At 61.7% G+C, this 17727-nt stretch carries 18 protein-coding genes; 4 read left to right on the plus strand and 14 right to left on the minus strand.

All coding sequences use genetic code 11. The annotated features are described in order from the left end of the window. Positions 1-8: 8 nt before the first annotated feature. Both AC1D11_RS14955 and rlmB read right to left on the minus strand, forming a co-directional pair. Positions 9-1160: an NAD(P)/FAD-dependent oxidoreductase gene (locus tag AC1D11_RS14955; RefSeq protein ID WP_477649215.1), complete on the minus strand. Its 1152-nt coding sequence runs from the start codon at positions 1158-1160 to the stop codon at positions 9-11. Beyond that, positions 1157-1909 (minus strand): 23S rRNA (guanosine(2251)-2'-O)-methyltransferase RlmB, encoded by a 753-nt coding sequence (rlmB, locus tag AC1D11_RS14960; protein ID WP_477649216.1) that lies wholly within the window; start codon positions 1907-1909, stop codon positions 1157-1159. Before rlmB ends, AC1D11_RS14955 begins: the two co-directional genes overlap by 4 nt. Positions 1910-2068: 159 nt before the next feature. On the opposite strand from rlmB, the gene AC1D11_RS14965 reads away from it, so the two are divergent. Together AC1D11_RS14965 and AC1D11_RS14970 are read left to right on the plus strand one after the other, a co-directional pair. Then, the gene (locus AC1D11_RS14965; RefSeq protein WP_477649217.1) at positions 2069-2947 is read left to right on the plus strand and encodes a c-type heme family protein; all 879 of its coding nucleotides are present in this window, start codon (positions 2069-2071) and stop codon (positions 2945-2947) included. A gap of 58 nt (positions 2948-3005) precedes the next feature. After that, positions 3006-5294: a protein kinase domain-containing protein gene (locus tag AC1D11_RS14970; protein WP_477649219.1), complete on the plus strand. Its 2289-nt coding sequence runs from the start codon at positions 3006-3008 to the stop codon at positions 5292-5294. A 114-nt stretch (positions 5295-5408) separates the two neighbouring features. Here the strand turns inward: AC1D11_RS14970 and AC1D11_RS14975 are convergent, their stop codons facing one another. Then, positions 5409-6155, minus strand: a complete 747-nt coding sequence (locus tag AC1D11_RS14975) for an ABC transporter ATP-binding protein (protein WP_477649220.1) — start codon at positions 6153-6155, stop codon at positions 5409-5411. Positions 6156-6258: 103 nt separating this feature from the next. Here AC1D11_RS14975 and AC1D11_RS14980 point away from each other — a divergent pair, with 103 nt between their 5' ends. Both AC1D11_RS14980 and mnmH read left to right on the plus strand, forming a co-directional pair. Then, entirely contained in the window at positions 6259-6864 is a 606-nt protein-coding gene (locus AC1D11_RS14980; RefSeq protein WP_477649238.1) for an arylesterase, read from the plus strand. Next, positions 6861-7928, plus strand: coding sequence for a tRNA 2-selenouridine(34) synthase MnmH (mnmH, locus tag AC1D11_RS14985; protein WP_477649221.1), 1068 nt, complete (start codon positions 6861-6863; stop codon positions 7926-7928). Before AC1D11_RS14980 ends, mnmH begins: the two co-directional genes overlap by 4 nt. A 148-nt stretch (positions 7929-8076) precedes the next feature. Here the strand turns inward: mnmH and AC1D11_RS14990 are convergent, their stop codons facing one another. The 11 genes from AC1D11_RS14990 to hfq all read right to left on the minus strand — a co-directional run bounded on the left by AC1D11_RS14990 (position 8077) and on the right by hfq (position 17685). Beyond that, positions 8077-8262 (minus strand): hypothetical protein, encoded by a 186-nt coding sequence (locus tag AC1D11_RS14990; protein ID WP_477649222.1) that lies wholly within the window; start codon positions 8260-8262, stop codon positions 8077-8079. Positions 8263-8364: 102 nt separating this feature from the next. After that, the gene (locus AC1D11_RS14995) at positions 8365-9555 is read right to left on the minus strand and encodes a PLP-dependent transferase (RefSeq protein WP_477651143.1); all 1191 of its coding nucleotides are present in this window, start codon (positions 9553-9555) and stop codon (positions 8365-8367) included. Between the two features lie 142 nt (positions 9556-9697). Next, complete coding sequence (locus AC1D11_RS15000; RefSeq protein WP_477649224.1) at positions 9698-10303, minus strand: hypothetical protein; 606 nt, start codon at positions 10301-10303, stop codon at positions 9698-9700. 39 nt (positions 10304-10342) lie between these two features. Beyond that, on the minus strand, positions 10343-10867 hold the full coding sequence (locus AC1D11_RS15005) for a phosphoribosyltransferase (protein WP_411877599.1): 525 nt from the start codon (positions 10865-10867) through the stop codon (positions 10343-10345). 73 nt (positions 10868-10940) lie between these two features. Next, the gene (locus AC1D11_RS15010; protein ID WP_457280680.1) at positions 10941-12281 is read right to left on the minus strand and encodes an adenylosuccinate synthase; all 1341 of its coding nucleotides are present in this window, start codon (positions 12279-12281) and stop codon (positions 10941-10943) included. Between the two features lie 45 nt (positions 12282-12326). Beyond that, complete coding sequence (locus tag AC1D11_RS15015; RefSeq protein WP_477649225.1) at positions 12327-13517, minus strand: ATP phosphoribosyltransferase regulatory subunit; 1191 nt, start codon at positions 13515-13517, stop codon at positions 12327-12329. 129 nt (positions 13518-13646) lie between these two features. After that, positions 13647-13835, minus strand: a complete 189-nt coding sequence (locus tag AC1D11_RS15020) for a DUF2065 domain-containing protein (RefSeq protein WP_457280678.1) — start codon at positions 13833-13835, stop codon at positions 13647-13649. Positions 13836-13841: 6 nt separating this feature from the next. Further along, complete coding sequence (gene hflC / locus AC1D11_RS15025) at positions 13842-14744, minus strand: protease modulator HflC (RefSeq protein WP_457280677.1); 903 nt, start codon at positions 14742-14744, stop codon at positions 13842-13844. Positions 14745-14755: 11 nt separating this feature from the next. Then, positions 14756-16180: an FtsH protease activity modulator HflK gene (hflK, locus tag AC1D11_RS15030; protein ID WP_477649226.1), complete on the minus strand. Its 1425-nt coding sequence runs from the start codon at positions 16178-16180 to the stop codon at positions 14756-14758. A 57-nt stretch (positions 16181-16237) separates the two neighbouring features. Beyond that, positions 16238-17398, minus strand: coding sequence for a GTPase HflX (hflX, locus tag AC1D11_RS15035; RefSeq protein ID WP_457306705.1), 1161 nt, complete (start codon positions 17396-17398; stop codon positions 16238-16240). Between the two features lie 17 nt (positions 17399-17415). Next, positions 17416-17685 carry an RNA chaperone Hfq gene (gene hfq / locus AC1D11_RS15040; RefSeq protein ID WP_411883131.1) on the minus strand — a complete coding sequence of 90 codons (270 nt, stop codon included), beginning with the start codon at positions 17683-17685 and terminating at the stop codon, positions 17416-17418. Positions 17686-17727: the final 42 nt, after the last annotated feature.

Here is a 17727-nt window from a genome sequence, read left to right on the forward strand (position 1 = left end):
CGGGGCGGCTACTCTGGTTTGCCGCGCCGGTGAAAGTACACCATGCGGGCAGCCTGCCGCATGGGTTCGGTGTCCAGGGCCATATTGAAGATCCAGTCGGCCTGAAAACGGTCAAACAGCCAGCGCAGCGTACGTTTGGCGCGGAACTTCGGGTAATGCCGCACCAGCCCTTGCGCTGGATCAGCCGGGTCGCTGCCATCGACCGCCCCACCCTGCAAAAAGGCAGCCACCGCGCTGCCCACCGCATCGCCATGCTGCAGGGCCGTGTGGATGCCACCAGCCGTCACGGGCGACACCATGCCGGCGGCGTCACCGACCAGCATGACGCGTGCGTCGGACACCCGCTTCAGCACCCCGCCGCAGGGAATCATGCCGGCTCGCGTGGCCAGCGGACTTGCGTTGCCAACATCCACATGCGGCGCGATTTTTTCCATGAAAGCACCCATCCATGCCTGTTTGGCAGGCACGGACGCGCCTGAAGGCGACATCCGCCTGGCCAGCCCGATCTGGTGAATGCCGGCGCCCGCAACAGCCCAGCCGATGTAGCCGGGCGCGAGCTGACGGTCTATGAAGCAGTGCAGCAGGTTGGCATCCAGCCGGGCCTGGCCGTATTCATGCTCGATGCCGAAGAGAAACTGGGTATTGAGCGACAGGCCCAAAGCCTTGGCCACACGCGAATGGGGGCCGTCGGCACCGACCAGGTAGCGCGCCTGCAGCACCATCGGCTCTTGCGAGGCGACCGACTTGACCGACACGGCCCAGCCGCCGCTGTCTCGCACGGCCTGCTCGAACAGCGTGCCGACCAGCAAGGTGACACCGTCCGCCTGGACGGACGCACACATCCAGTCCAGCAGGGCCGGCGTATCGGTTGCCCAGAAGTAATAACCGGGCGCGTGCAGATCAACGTGGCGAAGGTTGGGCGAATAAAGCCTCACGCCGTCCACCTGCCGCACCAGCGCTGCGGGTACTTGCTGCAGCCACGGGATGGTGTCTATGGCATCTTTGACGATGATGCCGGTGGTGTGCAGCTTGTCGCCGGAAGAAGTCTTCTTTTCGACAATGGCGACCTGCAGGCCCGCCCTGGCCGCGGCGCGCGCGCAGGCCAGCCCGGCAAAACTGGCGCCTATGACGACCAGGTCGAAGTGGTGCGGCGTCGTCATGCCCTGCGCTGGCGCAGGGCTTCGTACAGGCACACACCGCTGGCTACGGACACATTCAGGCTTTCCACCGCGCCGTGCATCGGGATGCTGACCAGTTCATCGCAAGTCTTGCGCGTGAGCTGGCGCATGCCCTCACCTTCAGCGCCAAGCACCAACGCCACAGGGCCTTTCAGGTCCACGTCGTAAATTGTTTTTTCCGCATCGTCGCTGGTGCCTATGCACCAGATGTTGCGTTCCTTGAGCTCGCCGAGGGTGCGGGCCAGGTTGGTCACCATGAAATAGGGCATGGTTTCGGCGGCGCCACTGGCCACTTTGGCCACGGTGGCGTTGATGCCGGCCGCATGGTCCTTGGGCGCAATCACCGCATGGGCGCCGGCGCCATCGGCCACACGCAGGCAGGCGCCGAGGTTGTGCGGGTCGGTCACGCCGTCGAGCACCAGCAGCAGCGGCTGGGCAACGCCGGCTTCTTCGAGTTGCTCCAGCAATTCGTCGAGCGATTTGACCTGCGCCAGAGCGTCGACCCGGGCCACAACGCCCTGGTGGCCGTGGCTGCCGCACATCTTTGCCAGGCGCAAACCGTCGGATTCGATCAGCCGCACACCCGCCTCCCGGGCCCGGTCCGTGAACTGGCGCATGCGCGCATCGCGGCGGGACACATCGAAAAACACTTCCAGGACGGATTGCGGCGCTGTTTTGATGCGAACGCCGACGGCATGGAAGCCAAAAAGCACTTTGGGAGAAGAAGACATGGCAGCGATTATCACTGTTGGCCGTAATTGGCATTACTACCGGTGTACCGGGTGCGACGAGCGGGGCACAATGGCCCCCGGGCAGGACTAAAATAGTAACAATTTGTTGTACCTGCTGAATAATCCCGCTCTGCTGGCTGCAGGGCACCTGGAGGCGCTATGGGCTTGAGACTGAAATTCAATTTGGTGTTGATCGTGGTTTTTCTGGCCGGCTTTGCCGCAGCCGGCTACATCTCGCGCCAGCTGCTGCAGGACAACGCGCGCGAAGAGGTGCTGCGCAACGCCCGCCTCATGATGGACACCGCTCTTTCCGTGCGGGCCTACACCGTCGAGCAGATCAAGCCGCACCTGGACAAGCAACTTGAGGAAGTGTTCCTGCCCCAGACCGTTCCGGCCTACGCCGCCACCGAAACGCTGAGCCACATCCAGAAAAAGTACCGTGACTACGGCTACAAGGAAGCCACGCTGAACCCGACCAACCCGCGCGACCGCGCCACCGACTGGGAAGCGGATATCGTCCAGCAATTCCGCCAGAATGCCGAATCGAAAGAGCTGATTTCGGAACGTTCCGCCGCCACGGGCCGCCTGCTGTACATTGCCAAGCCCATCCAGATCACCAACGCTGCGTGCCTGCAGTGCCACAGCGTGCCGGCCAATGCGCCCGCCAGCATGATCAAGGTCTATGGCGAGGCCAACGGCTTCGGCTGGAAACACAACGAAATCATCGGCGCGCAGGTTGTCACCGTTCCCATGGACATCCCCATCCGCAACGCAGACCGCACCTTCAAGACCTTCATGGCCTCGCTGGCTACTGTCTTCGCCGTGGTTTTTGTCGTACTCAACCTGATGCTGAGCTGGCTCATCGTGCGGCCTATCCGCCGCATGTCCCAGGCTGCCGACAAGGTGAGCACCGGTGACTTTGACGTACCGGAATTCGTTGACCGCGGCAAAGACGAAATGTCCGTGCTCGGCGGCGCGTTCAACCGCATGCGGCGCAGCCTCGAAAAAGCCATGCAGATGATCGACCGCGGCGACTGATGCCCGGCAGAATTCAACAACGACAATAACCACACACCCCAGGAATCGACTCCCCCGAATGGACGAACCGGAAGAAACAACGCAAGCCCTGCCAGTGCGTCCCACAGGCGGCGAAGGCAAGGACGCGGCTGCGCTTCTGCCGGGGCAAACCGTTTTTGAATACCGCATCGACAAGATGCTGGGTGGAGGAGGCTTCGGCATCACCTACCTGGCGCAGGACATCAACCTGCAGCTGCCGGTAGCGATCAAGGAATATTTCCCCGGCGACCTGGCCGTGCGCGCGGAGGACCTGTCGGTGCACGTGCGCTCCAGTGCGAACAACGGCCAGTTCAATTGGGGGCTGGAGCGCTTCCTCGACGAAGCGCGGGCGCTGGCGTCCTTTCGCCACCCGAACATCGTGCGGGTGCTGCGTTACTTCAAGCAAAACGGGACCGCCTACATCGTCATGGAGTACGAGTCCGGCGACCCGCTCAAACGCTGGCTGGCCAGGCAGCCGGCGCTGGACCAGCAGGGCCTGCTGAAGATCATCTACCCGTTGATGGACGGGCTGGAAGCGGTGCACAAGGTGAATTTCCTGCACCGCGACATCAAGCCGGACAACATCTACATCCGCGCCGACGGCACACCGGTGCTGCTGGACTTCGGCGCCGCGCGGCGCGTGACCGGTAACCACGACATGACCAACATCGTGAGCCCGGGCTTCGCACCGTTCGAGCAGTACCACAGCAAGGGCCACCAGGGGCCGTGGACGGACGTCTATTCGCTGGGTGCGGTGATGTACTGGATGACGACGGGCCACAAGCCGATGGAGTCGGCCTCGCGGGTGCGCGAGGACACCATGCCCAAGGCGGCAGACACGGCCAGCGCGGTGGTCTTCGGTGCGCCCTTGCTGCGCGCCATCGACTGGGCCATGATGCCCAACGAAACACAGCGCCCGCAGGACGTCGGAGCCCTGCGCCAGGCGCTGATCAGCTCGGATTTCCTCAAGACCCAGACCATCCGGGCTGCCAACCCGGGATCCAATACAGCCGCTATCCCCCCGGCCGCGCCAGCTGCGCCGGTCGCACTGCAAACCGATACATCGCCCACAAAGACAAGCAAGCTGCTGTCCGAAAGCGCCGTGCTCGCCTACGCGGCCAATTCCCAGTCCATTCCGCTCAACAGTGCCGAAAACCTGCGCAAGAATGTACTGGGCACGATCATGTTCCTGGACCTGGTGTCCTACTCCACCTATTCGGTCGACCAGCAGGTGGCACTGAAGACCCTGTTCAACGAACTCATCACCAAGGCCATCGGCGGCGTGAAGGAGTCGTCGCGCATCATGATCGACACCGGCGACGGCGCGGCGATCTGCTTTCTGGGCGACCCCGAAGAGGCCCTGCAGTCGGCCCTGCTGCTGCGAGACCTGCTGGTACAAAAGTACGGCCGCAAGCTGTCCCTGAGGGTGGGCCTGCACCTGGGGCCGATCCGCATGGTGTTTGACATCAACAACCGCGTCAATGTGGTGGGCGACGGCATCAATGTGGCCCAGCGCATCATGGACTTTTCCAGGCCCAACCAGATCGTGGTCTCGCGTGCCTATTACGACGTGATTTCACGCATCACCGACAGCGCCGCCAGCCTCTTCGACTACCTCGGCCCGCACATGGACAAGCACCTGCGCTCGCACGAGATTTACGCGGTGCTGGACCCGAACGCCGCACCGGCCGCGCCGATGTCCCGCAACATGGAGTTCGAGCACACGGCATCGTTTGCCGCGCTGGCGTCGCTCACCCCTGAAATCGCGCTGGAAATTGAAAACGAGCTGGCCAAGGCCATCGGGCCGCTGGCCAAGGTGCTGGTCAAGAAAGCCATTCCGCGCACAGTCAGCGCACAGGGGCTGCGCGACCTGCTGGCCATTTCCATTCCCGATGCGACGGCCCGCGAAGCCTTCCTGAAGCCGCGCCACACCAGCGCGACGGTGAATTCGGGGTTGCATGGCGCCAGTGGCCCGTTGCGGTCCACCAGCGGCAGCAGCAGCTACAGCCGGCCCATTTCCTCGACGTTTTCCCGCCCCTTGCGCTCCGACATGAGCCGACCCCTGTCCACGTCGGCAACGACATCCGGAACGACCTCGGCATCCTCCACATCCATCAATGTGCAAAATTTCAATGCGGAGCTGCAGGCGCAACTGGAACGCGCGCTCAGCCAGCATATCGGTCCGCTCGCCAAAACCCTGGTACGCAAGGAAGCAGCCCGGCAGCTTACCTTTCAGGCCCTGATCCACGCTTTGGCGCAGCAGATTGACCGGCCTGATGACCGCGCGAAATTTCTGGCCGTAGCGCAGAAAATGCACGGCGGGCGCTGAGGGCGGCTTTTTTCAGCCTCGCAATACGCTATGCTTTTGATAGCTGCTTGCGCCCGATGAAAAAGGCCTTCAGGCCATTTTCCCTTAAGATTTTCGCACGGGATATCTTCGAAATCACACCGGGCTGACGCGTCCCGCATCGATGGTGATGCGGCGCTCGCAGCGCGACGCGATGGCCTGGTCATGCGTCACCAGTACCAGGGTGGTGCCGAGTTCACGATTGAGTTCAAACATCAGCGACATCACCGTCTCGCCGGTGGCAAAGTCCAGGCTGCCTGTCGGCTCATCAGCCAGCAGCACCGCCGGCTGCACCACAAAAGCACGGGCCAGCGCCACACGCTGCTGTTCGCCACCCGACAACACTTTCGGGTAGTGGCCCAGCCGCTCCCCCAGGCCGACACGCTTGAGCATGTCGGTGGCCAGCGAGCGTGCGTTTTTGGCGCCCGACAGCTCCAGCGGCAGCATGACGTTCTCAAGCGCCGTCAAATTGCCCATCAGCTGAAAGCTCTGGAAAACAAACCCGACCTTCTGCGCACGCAGGGCGGCCCGATCGTCTTCGCTGATTGCAAAGATGTCCTGCCCCGCCAGCCTGACCGTGCCCTGCGTGGGCGTGTCCAGCCCTGCGATGATGGACAGCAAGGTGCTTTTGCCGGAACCCGATGCACCGACAATGGCAGCGGTCTCCCGCGGGGCCAGGGCGAAGTCAATATCGCGCAAAATGGCCAATGTGCCGGTGGAGTCGGTGACCGACTTGAAAACATGCTCAACGGAAATAATTGAAGAGGTCGGGGACGGTGCGGGTACAACGGAAGCCGTAGCCCTGGAACCATCATTCACGCCACTCACCACGGGTTCAAACATGTCGGCCTTGTCAGGAAATATGAATTCAGACTTTACCAAGCTTGCCCTTGCGGCGGCAAAGCGTTTGCTAAAACCTTTCGGGGCGCTGCTTGTGGCCGCCGTGATGGGTGGCGGCACCCCGGCGGCAATAGCGCAAACACCGGCGCCCAAAGGCGAAACCATTCTGGTGGTCGGTGACTCGCTTAGCGCCGAATACGGCCTGAAACGCGGAACCGGCTGGGTGCCGCTGCTTGAAAAACAGCTTGCCAGCGAAAAGAAGACTGCCAAAGTCGTCAACGCCAGCATCAGCGGCGACACCACTTCGGGCGGCAGTTCCCGCCTGCCGGCGCTGCTGGCACAGCACAAGCCTGCGGTGGTGGTGATTGAGCTGGGCGGCAACGATGCCCTGCGGGGATTACCGCTGGACATGACCGAAAAGAATCTTGTCACGATGACGCAGGCGTCCAAAAAAGCGGGGGCCCGCGTGCTGCTGGTGGGCATGCAGGTACCGCCCAACTACGGCAGTGCCTATGCGGCGACGTTTTCAGGGCTGTTCGGCAAGGTCGCCAAGGCGGAAAAAGTGGCCCTGGTGCCCTTCTTTCTCAAGGGCATTGCCGATGCGGCCGACCCGCTGGCCAACTTCCAGGCTGACCGGATCCACCCAAACGAGCAGTCGCAGGCGAAGATGCTCGCCAATGTGTGGCCCGAACTGAAGAAACTGGTCAAGTGAGCCTGGACCGCATTTCTGCCGACGAGGCGCTCGGAACGCTCGGGAGTTATTCCGAGGTGATTGACGCCCGCAGCGAAGGTGAATACGCCGAAGACCACCTCCCCGGCGCGGTGAACTGGCCCAGCCTGCACGACGAGGAACGCAAAATCGTCGGCACCAAATACAAGCAGATCAGCCAGTTCGAAGCCAAAAAACTGGGCGCGGCGCTGGTGGCAAAAAACATTGCCGAGCACATCCAGCGTGATGTGCTGGACAAACCCCGGGAATGGCAACCGCTGCTGTACTGCTGGCGCGGCGGCAAGCGCAGCGGCTCGCTGGCGCTGGTGCTGGACCAGATCGGCTTCAAGGTGACGCTGGTAGACGGCGGTTACAAGGCATTTCGCGCCGCGCTGGTGGCGGATTTGCCGCAGCTGGCCGGCCGCTTTCACTACCGGGTGGTGTGTGGCCCCACGGGTTCAGGCAAGACCCGGCTGCTGCAGGCCCTGGCGGCCGAAGGCGCGCAGGTGCTGGACCTGGAAGCGCTGGCCAACCATCGCAGCTCGGTGCTGGGCGCCATCCCCGGCGTGCAGCAGCCCAGCCAGAAGGCGTTTGACAGCAGTATCTGGGCTGCGCTGAAACGTTTTGATCCGGCCCAGCCGGTCTACATTGAAAGTGAAAGCAAGAAAGTCGGCAATGTGGCCGTGCCGGAAGGCCTGATCACCGCCATGCGGGCCAGCCCTTGCCTGCAGCTGGACCTGCCGGAGGATGAACGCGTAGCGCTGCTGCTGGAAGACTATGACTTTTTCGTGAAGGACATCGCGTTTTTCTGCGAGCGCCTGGGCGCCCTGACGGAAGCGCGCGGCAAGGCCACAGTGCAGGACTGGCAGGCACGCGCCCGCAGCGGCGACGTGGCTTCCGTGGTGCGTGAACTGCTGGTCAAGCACTACGACCCGGGTTACCTGCAGTCGATGCAGCGCAACTTTTCCGGACATGCCATGGCCCGTGTACTTTCGCCGAAGGACCACAGCGCTGCGGCCATGGCCGCGTTGGCGCAAGCCCTGCAGGCTGAAAATTCCGCCCCCTGAAACGACAAACCCGGCTGACCTTCACAGGTGTTGCCGGGTTTTTGATGGCCTGCCGTTTTTTGCCAGCGTTTGGTTGCTACCAAATCAATAGCTGCTTGCACTCGTCCTTCAAGGGCTGCAGCCTCTTTTCATCAAAAATCGGGGAGGCTCAGGGGGCCGGGTCTACAGGTGGGGGGCCACCGGGCGCCTCACCGTCGGCATCGGGCGTATCGGTCCCGTCGTCAGCGGCATCGTCCGGCTTGCCCTCTGCCTTGCGCTTGAGCTTTTCTTCTTTTTTGCGTTTTTTCGCAAGCTCTTTCTGGCGCTTTTCGTAAGAGTAATTGGGAGTTGCCACTGCGTGCTTTCGTGAATAGGTAACCCTTACTGTACTGCATTGCCGTCACGGCATCACCTGGCTTTTGATGCAGTTTTTGATCCGGCTTTTATCAGGCCTTTATCAGGCTTTTTCCAGCGCCTGCGCGATGTCCGCCTGCAGGTCCGCTACGGCCTCCAGGCCCACCGAAAAGCGCACCAGCCCCCCCTTGTACGGCCATGGCGTGGTGCGCAGGGCCGGTATGTCGTACGGCGCGCACAGGCTCATGGGGCCCGCCCAGCTGTAGCCCAGTTTGAAGAGCTTGAGGCTGTCACAAAAGCGGTCCACCCGGTCCTGCGTGAACTCCGGCTTGAAAACAGCACTCATCAGGCAGGCAGCTCCCGTGCAGTCGCGTTTCCAGACCTCATGGCCGGGCGAGCCGGGCAAGGCCGGGTGCAGCATGGCCGCGATTTGCGGCCGGGTTTGCAGCCAGCCGGCCAGCTCCCGCGTCGCGGCATCCTGGGCGGCATAGCGCAGGGCCATGCTGTTAAGGCCGCGCAGCACCAGTTCAGCATCGTTGCCGCCTATGCCGTAGCCGACGCGCATGTGGCAAAAATGGACCAAGTGGTGCAGCGCCTCGTCGCGCGTGACGACGGAGCCCATCAGTACATCGGCACCGCCGCTGGGGTATTTGGTCAGCGCCTGGACCGAGATGTCCAGGCCGAGATCAAAAGCGTTGAAAGCCAGGCCGGCGCCCCAGGTGTTATCGAGCACAGTCACAATGCCGGCGGAGTGCACACTCTGGTGCGCCTTGACGGCGGCGACCAGCGCCGGCATGTCGGGAAACTCCAGCGTGATGGAGCCCGGCGCCTCGATCCATACCAGCCGGGTTTTGGGGCCCAGCTTGGCGGCCAGGTCTGCGGGGTTCATGGCGTCGTAAAAACGGTGCGTGATGCCCCAGGCGGCCAGCTCGCCCTGCGCGAAGCTCTTGTTGGGCCCGTAGGCGTTGTCGGGAATCAGCAGTTCGTCGCCGGCCTTGAGCAGCGCCATGCCAACCAGCACCACCGCCGCCAAGCCGCTGGGCACCAGCGTGCAGTATTTGCCGCCTTCCAGGGTGGCGATGCGCTCTTCCAGCGTGAAGGTGGTCGGCGTACCGTGCAGGCCGTAGGTATAGCCGGTCTTGTGCTTCCAGTCGCGGCTGCGCAGTGCGGCGACGGTCGGGAATGCAATGGTAGAGGCTTTGTAGACCCCGGGCGGTATGGCGTCAAAGCCGGCGGGGGGCTTGTACGGGTGGTGGATCAGGGTGGTGGAAATGTCGGATGGGGAATCGCTCATGCAGCGATATTACGGCAGTTTTTTCCGGTCTCGCTCAATGCCCTCGTTGAGGGTCATCCAGCCCACTCAGGACGCGTGGATTTTCGGATCTATGTGACGTAGCAACCTGAAAACCGCATTCGGGGCAGCATCGGCAAGCAGCTCATTGCTCCTTGTCGAAATAGCCTGCGTCTGTGATGCCCATCGACTTCGCCAAGTCTTGGCGCAAGGCCGCACCACTTGGACTTTCGGTGACTGACAAACACAGTGTATTACTGCCTCTCCACAAGTAGGACGCAATACGTCCTACCGCATTGAAGCGTGCTACTTCAAGGGCAGGTTTCGTTGCTTTGAAAAGTAGCTCGACCACCACGCAGTAAACGTCGCCGTCGAATATATGCACCGATCGAACCGCATGAAAATCATCGTATGCGTATTCATCGAAACCTCTCTTGAGAAAGGGAGAGGTTTTCCACTTGCGAATGCGCTTTGTTTTTTGATTGATGTCAAAGTTGAAGCTGCCATGCCGGAAAGTCCACAGCGTCGTCCATAGGACAATCATCACCGTGAATGCACCACCGCCGACGACAAGTAATGACAGCCAGGAATCGCGTGCCTCACGCCCCAAAAAAGCCATGAACCCGCCACAAAATAGGCCCACTAACAGGAAGAAGATCCCTCTGGCCAAGCCAGCTGGCGCTCCCGTTTGAAGAGATCGCCAGTTGTGCGGTCCGTCAGCGGACGGCAAGACCGGCAGACTTTGCATCATGCGGCGCTGACCAGTGTCAAACCGACGTATCCGACGCCGCTAAATCTTCCACTTCGCCATCAGCTGCGCTGGTGAGAGGGAATCGTATCCCTCAAACGGCTGGTGGATCCACGGATTGGTGGGCAGCAACTCGACCGAGTAGTCGGGCTGGAAAGTGGAGACGCCCTTGGTCCAGATCACGGCGCTGCGCAGCTCGGTGATGGGTTTGTAGTTGTTCTTGAGCTGGTGGATCACGGCGTTGAGCGTGTGGCCCGAATCGGCCAGGTCGTCGACCAGCAGCACCTTGCCCGCGATCTCGCCCTTGGGCGTGGTGATGAAGCGGGCGATGTCGAGGTTGCCCTGCGTCATGCCGGCGTCGGCGCGGTAGGAGCTGGTGGACATGATGGCCAGCGGTTTGTCGAAAATGCGTGACAGGATGTCGCCGGGGCGCATGCCGCCGCGAGCCAGGCACAAAATGGTGTCGAACTGCCAGCCGGACTGGTGGATTTTGATGGCCAGTTTTTCAATCAGGTTGTGGTACTCGTCGTAGCTCACATAGAGATGCTTGCCGTCTTCTGTCAACATGAATTACTCCTGATTTGATAGCTGCTTGCGCCCGTCCCTATTGGGCTAGACGCACTTTTCTGAAGTTTTCTGGCTAGGCGGCGTACGGATTGCGCAGCAGGATGGTGTGGTCACGGTCCGGGCTGGTCGAAATCATGTGGATCGGCACGCCGGTGACTTCCTCGATCCGGTGCAGGTATTTCTGCGCGGCAGCCGGCAGCTTGTCGTATTGCGTGACGCCCACGGTGCTCTGGCTCCAGCCCGGCAGGGTCTCATAAATCGGCTTGCAGCGCTCGATCTCTTCGGCGCCCATCGGCAGGATGTCGGTGATGTGGCCGTCAAGCTCGTAGCCGGTGCACAGTTTGAGCTCGTCGATGCCGTCCAGCACGTCCAGTTTGGTGATGCACAGACCCGAGAGGCCGTTGACCTGGGCCGAGCGCTTGAGCAATGCGGCGTCAAACCAGCCACAGCGGCGGCTGCGCCCTGTGGTCACGCCTTTTTCGGCGCCCACAGTGCTGAGGTGGTAGCCCACCGTGCCGGGCTTTTCCCAATCGAGTTCTGTCGGGAAAGGCCCGCCGCCCACGCGCGTGCAATAGGCTTTGGTGATGCCGAGGATGTAATGCAGCATGCCCGGGCCCACACCCGCACCCGCGGCGGCGTTGCCGGCCACACAGTTGCTGGAAGTGACATAGGGATAGGTGCCGTGATCGACGTCGAGCAAGGTGCCTTGCGCGCCTTCAAACAGCAGGTTGGCACCGGCCTCGTTGGCATCGTTGAGCTCGCGCGAGACGTCGGCCATCATGGGCTTGAGCAACTCGGCGTGGCGCATGGCTTCGGCGTAGACGGTGTCGAAGTCGACTGCCGGCGCATGCAGGTAGCCGGTCAGCACGAAATTGTGCAGGTCCAGCAGCTCACGCAGCTTGGCGGCAAAACGGTCTGGGTACTTGAGGTCCTGCACGCGCAACGCGCGGCGGGCAATCTTGTCTTCATACGCGGGGCCGATGCCGCGGCCAGTGGTGCCGATCTTCGTCGTGCCGCCCTTCTCGCGGTAAGCCTCGCGCGCGACATCCAGCGCGACGTGAAAAGGCAGGATCAGCGGGCAGGCTTCGCTGACGCGCAGGCGGGAACGCACTTCGACGCCGGCTTTTTCCAGCCCCTCAATTTCTTCGAACAATTTGGCGGCCGACAGCACCACACCGTTACCGATATAGCACTTTACGCCGGGGCGCATGATGCCGCTGGGGATCAGGTGCAGCGCCGTTTTCACACCATTGATGACCAGCGTGTGGCCGGCATTGTGGCCGCCCTGGAAGCGCACCACGCCTTGGGACATCTCGGTCAGCCAGTCGACCAGCTTGCCCTTGCCTTCGTCGCCCCACTGGGTGCCCACGACCACGACATTACGGCCCGCGGCTGCGGTTTGTTTGTTTGTCATCTTCAATTCTCGTTAAGGTTTCGGGATAAAGCCGGGCGCAGGCCCTCAAGCGGCTTTTTTAAGGGGCTGGACCACCCATTGACCGGCAGTGTTTGCCAGTTCGCGGTCGCAATCAAACTCGTTGACTTCATGTTCGTGGCCGGGCAGCACGCAGGCCACAGTTTCGCCGCCCGCACGCAGGCGGGCGATGGCGGCACGCAGGCCGGTATCTTCGCCCCATGGCGCACGGATGGCGGCCTTGAGGGCCCGGGGTGGCAGCACACTGACCAGCTCTTTGAGGTCAAGGCTGAAGCCCGCTGCAGGCCGGTTGCGGCCGAACACGGCACCGACTTCGTCATAGCGGCCGCCGCGCACCAGTTCGGCGCCCTGCCCGTAAATGGCAAAGCGGGTGCCGCTGTAATAGGCGTAGCCGCGCAGGTCGGCCAGGTCAAAACTGACCTTGACATCGCCTTTTTCACCCCTGGTGTGTGCGGCCAGCCATTTCAGGTTTTGCAGCGCTGCTTTCAGGCCCGTTGAGGGCGGCAGGATTTTTTCCGCTTCGGCCAGCACTTTTTCGTCGCCATAAAGCTGCAGCAACGCCTTGAGGCCTTCTCGCGCCGCAGCCGAAATGCCGTCCTTGAGGCTGGCAATCAGGCTGCCGAGTTCGCTCGCGTCCTTGGCCGCCAGCGCGGCATGGATGAGCGCCAGGGTTTTGCCGTTGACGGTGGCGCCAGCCAGCAGGCTGTTGACGATGCGGACATCCGCCATGTCCACGCTCAGTTCAGTGACGCCGGCCGCCTTGAGGCCTTCAAGCGCCAGCTGCTGGGCTTCCAGGTCTGCCTCCAGGCCGGCATGGCCATAGATTTCCGCGCCAAACTGCAGTGGTTCACGGGTGGCATGAGGCCGGTCGGCACGGGTGTGCAGCACCGGGCCGCAATAACAAAGGCGGGCAACACCGCTGCGGTTGAGCAAATGCGCATCAATGCGGGCTACCTGGGGCGTGGTGTCGGCACGCAGGCCCAGCGTGCGGCCGGAGAGTTGGTCCACCAGCTTGAAAGTCTGCAGATCAAGCGCCTCGCCGGTGCCGGTCAGGAGCGACTCGAGGTGCTCGAGCAGCGGCGGCATGACAAGTTCATAGCCATAGCTGCGGGCGGTGTCGAGGAACAGACGGCGCAGCTCTTCGATGTGGCGCGCCTCGGAGGGCAGGACATCGGCAATTTGATCGGGCAATTGCCATGATGACGACCAGGCGGGCATTGTGATTTTCGTGGGCTGTTAAAAACAGCATTTTACCGGGCTTGAAGCGGGTTTTCGGCCCGCTGAAGGCCCAATGACGCACTCTGGCGGAAATACCTGCCGGTGTCCGGTTTGCCGGGTGAGGCGAAATCAGGCCAGCACAGCCAGCAGGATCAGGCCCGCCGCAATGCTGCACAAGCCGAAGAAGCGGATCTGGCCGTTGCCCAGAGTGAGAATCTGCTCGAACATGCGGCGCCAGCCGCCGGGAGAGATGAAAGGCAACAGGCCCTCGATGACCAGCATCAGGGCCAGCGCCATCCAGAACGTGTTGCCGTCCACGCCGGCTTATTTTTTGGCGGGTGCGGCGTTGCCGGAGCCTGGGCCGCGCATCGCCTTGAAGAAATCCGAAGACGGATCAAGCACCATCACGTCGCTCTTCTTGTTGAAGCTGGCTTTGTAGGCATCCAGGCTGCGATAGAACTGGGCGAACTGCGGGTCGCGGCCGAACGATTCGGCATAGGTGCGAGCGGCCTCGGCATCGCCTTCGCCTTTGACTTTTTGCGCATCGCGGTAGGCGTTGGCAATGGTGACTTCTCGCTGGCGATCGGCGTCGGCGCGGATTTTTTCGCCCTCTGCCAAACCGGTAGAACGCAGTTCATTGGCCACGCGTTGGCGCTCCGCAACCATGCGCTTGTAGACGGAATCGGTGATGGCTTCCACATAGTCGACGCGCGTGATACGCACGTCGACCACGTCCACGCCCCACGGCTGGGCGCCCTGCACGGCCTGCAGCACTTCGCGCTTGACGTCGGCCATCAGCGCTTCGCGCTTGAGCGAAAGCAGGTCCTTGACGGTACGTTTGTTGATCTCTTCCTGGAAGGCATTGCGCACCACGCGGTTGAGCTGGTTGGCGCCGGTTTTTTCGTCCAGGCCGACATTGCGGATGTAGTCGGTGGGCTGAATGATGCGCCAGCGCACGTACCAGTCGATCACGACACGCTGCTTTTCTGCCGTCAGCATGGGTTCGGCGTCGACGCTGTCGAGCACCAGCAGGCGCTTGTCGATGTAGGAGACGTTCTGGAACGGCGGCGGCATCTTGAAATGCAGGCCCGGCTCAGTGACCACATCCTTGATCTGCCCCAACGCATAAACCACGCCGAACTGCCGCTGGTCCACCACAAAAAGCGTGGAACTGAGCAATGCCAGGATCACCAGCAACGAAGAAATGATAAATCCAACTCTATTCACGATCGTCTTCCTTAGCGTGTTTCACGATCGCGCGTGCGGGAAGCATCGCGGGAGCGGGCATCGAGGGGCAAGCTGGAAACCGGCGCGGCAGGTACCGTCGGCGAAGACGCTGCGCCGGGAACCAGCGCGGGCTCTGCGGCACTGCCAGCATCACCCTGCGCCGTCATCTGCATGATTTTGTCCAGCGGCAGGTATAGCAGGTTGGAGCCCTGACGGGATTCGACCATCACCTTGGTCACACTGGAATAAACCTGCTGCATGGCGTCGGTGTACATGCGGTCGCGGGTCACCTGGGGCGCCTTCTGGTATTCGGTGAGCACCGAACGAAAACGCTGGGCATCACCCTGTGCCTGGGCCACGATTTTGGCTTTGTAGGCTTCAGACTCTTCCTTGAGGCGGGACGCGGAACCCACGGCACGCGGGATCACATTGTTGGCGTATGCCTGGGCTTCGTTCTTGGCGCGTTCGCGCTCCTGGCCAGCCTTGAGGACATCGTCAAAAGCTGCCTGCACCTGCTCGGGGGGGCGCACACCGCTCTGCTGAAGGTTGATGCCGACAACTTCAACGCCGACCTTGTAACGATCGAGGATGGTCTGCATCAGGGCGCGCACGCGTGGCCCGATCTGGTCACGCTCTTCCGCCAGGGCGAGATCCATCTTCATTTTCCCGACCACTTCACGGACGGCTGTTTCGGCAGCTTGAACCACCGCCGCTGCGGGGTCCTTGCTTTCAAACAGATAGGCGCGCGCATCATTCAGGCGGTACTGCACGGCAAACTTGATTTCAACGATGTTTTCATCTTCAGTCAGCATGGCCGAGTCGCGCAGGCCCGTTGCCTTGATGATGACATCACGGCCGACGTCCACTGAACGGATCTGCGTGACCACAACGATTTCGTGGCGCTGCACAGGATACGGGAGCCGCCAGTTGAAGCCCGCGCCCACGGTGGAGTGGTATTTTCCGAACTGGGTGATGACGGCCTGCTGGCCTTCCTGAACGATGAAAAACCCGGTGCCCAGCCAGATCAGCACTGCGACACTGGCAATCAGTCCGACACCAATGCCGGCACTTTTCATATCGGGCTGAAAGCCGCCGCCACTACCGCCGTTGTTTCCACCGCCATTGCCGCGGCCAAATCCACCACGGTTGGGGTTGTTCTTGCCGCCGCCGAAAAGGCCGCCCAGCTTGCGATTGAAGTCGCGCCAGAGTTCGTCCAGGTCGGGCGGGCCCTGGTTGGGCCCCTGCCCCTGTGGGCGGTTGGCGGGCCGGGTCGGTTGTTTGTCCTCCCGCGGAGCTTCGGGCTTGGCGTCGTCGGAAGACGGTTTGTCGTCATCCCGGCCCCAGCGCGGATCATTGAGGTTGAACATGCCTTGGGCGCGTTGCTTGAGCCGGCCTGGCAAGCTCGTCAAGGTCTGCAGCACGGGGTTCAGATTCATGGGATCAAACTCACTTTTTTTCATTACACCGACATTGTGCCTAATGAAATCGCCCTATCAGGCAAGGTCCTCGGCAGTTTGGGGGATTTCGTCGGCCGGCGGGTTGACCGCGTAGCCAGCCAGCAGCGCCCGCAAAAGCGGCAGGCCTTCACCTGTCTGCGCACTCACGAACACCCGTTCAACGCTGCGGCTTGAGCCCTCAAACGCGTCCCTGAGTTCGAACATGTCCTGCAGATGCAGGGGCAAGCTGTCCTTTTCAATAGCGTCCAGCTTGTTGAACACCAGTATTTGCGGCACATCGGCCGCGCCAATCTCCGAAAGCACGCGCTGGACCTGCTCGATCTGCTCGAGGTAGTCGGGATTGGCGCCGTCCACCACGTGCAGCAGCAAGTCGGCATCCGCTGCTTCCTGCAGCGTTGCGGCAAAGGCATCAATCAAGCCGTGCGGCAGGTCGCGGATGAAGCCCACCGTGTCCGACAGCGAGACGGAACGCGCGGCGTCACCCAAATAAAGCTGCCTTGTGGTGGTGTCGAGCGTGGCGAACAGCTGGTCGGCGGCATAGGCGCGCGCCTTGACCAGCGCATTGAAGAGCGTGGATTTTCCCGCGTTGGTATAACCCACCAGGGAAATCGTGAAGGAATTGCGGCGCTCCCGCTGCTTTCGCTGCGTTTGCCGCTGTTTCTTGACTTTGAGCAAGCGTTCCTTGGTGCGCTTGATAGCGTCACCAATCATGCGTTTGTCGAGCTCAATCTGCTTCTCACCTGGGCCGCCGCGCACACCGGCGCCGCCGGTTTGCCGCTCCAGGTGGGACCAGCGCCGCACCAGGCGTGTAGACATGTATTGCAGCCGGGCCAGCTCAACCTGCAACTTGCCTTCGTGGCTACGCGCGCGCTGGGCAAAGATTTCAAGGATCAGCAGGGTCCGGTCGTTGACCGGCATGTCCAGGTGCCGCTCCAGGTTGCGCTGCTGCGCCGGGCTGAGGGACTGGTCGAACAGAATTTCCGTGGCGCCGGTGTCCAGCGCCATCAGCTTGATTTCGTCGGCTTTTCCGCTGCCTATGAAGAGCGCGGCGTCGGGCGCCTTGCGCCTGCATGTGACGCGCGCAACCGGCTGCAGGCCTGCTGTTTGCGCGAGCAAACCGAGTTCCTGCAGATCAGCATCAAAGTTTGGCAACCCCAGATCGACCCCTACAAGGAGGACCAGGGGTTTCGGGCTCACCGGAGCATCGTACGAACTCAGCTGGCGGGGCTTTCTTCAGACTCGTTGGTTGCGAAATTTACGGCGCGACCTGGAACGATGGTGGAAATCGCATGTTTGTAGACCATTTGGGTCACAGTGTTGCGAAGCAGAACCACATATTGATCGAAGGATTCGATCTGGCCCTGCAATTTGATCCCGTTGACGAGATAAATGGAAACAGGAACATGCTCGCGACGCAAGGTGTTGAGAAATGGGTCCTGCAAGAGCTGGCCTTTGTTATTGCTCACGATATTTTCCGTGTTCAAAAGTTAATAGAACTTGACCTTACCACAGGGCGTCGGCCGGGT

It is taken from the genome of Polaromonas sp. P1_E11 (assembly GCF_056405995.1).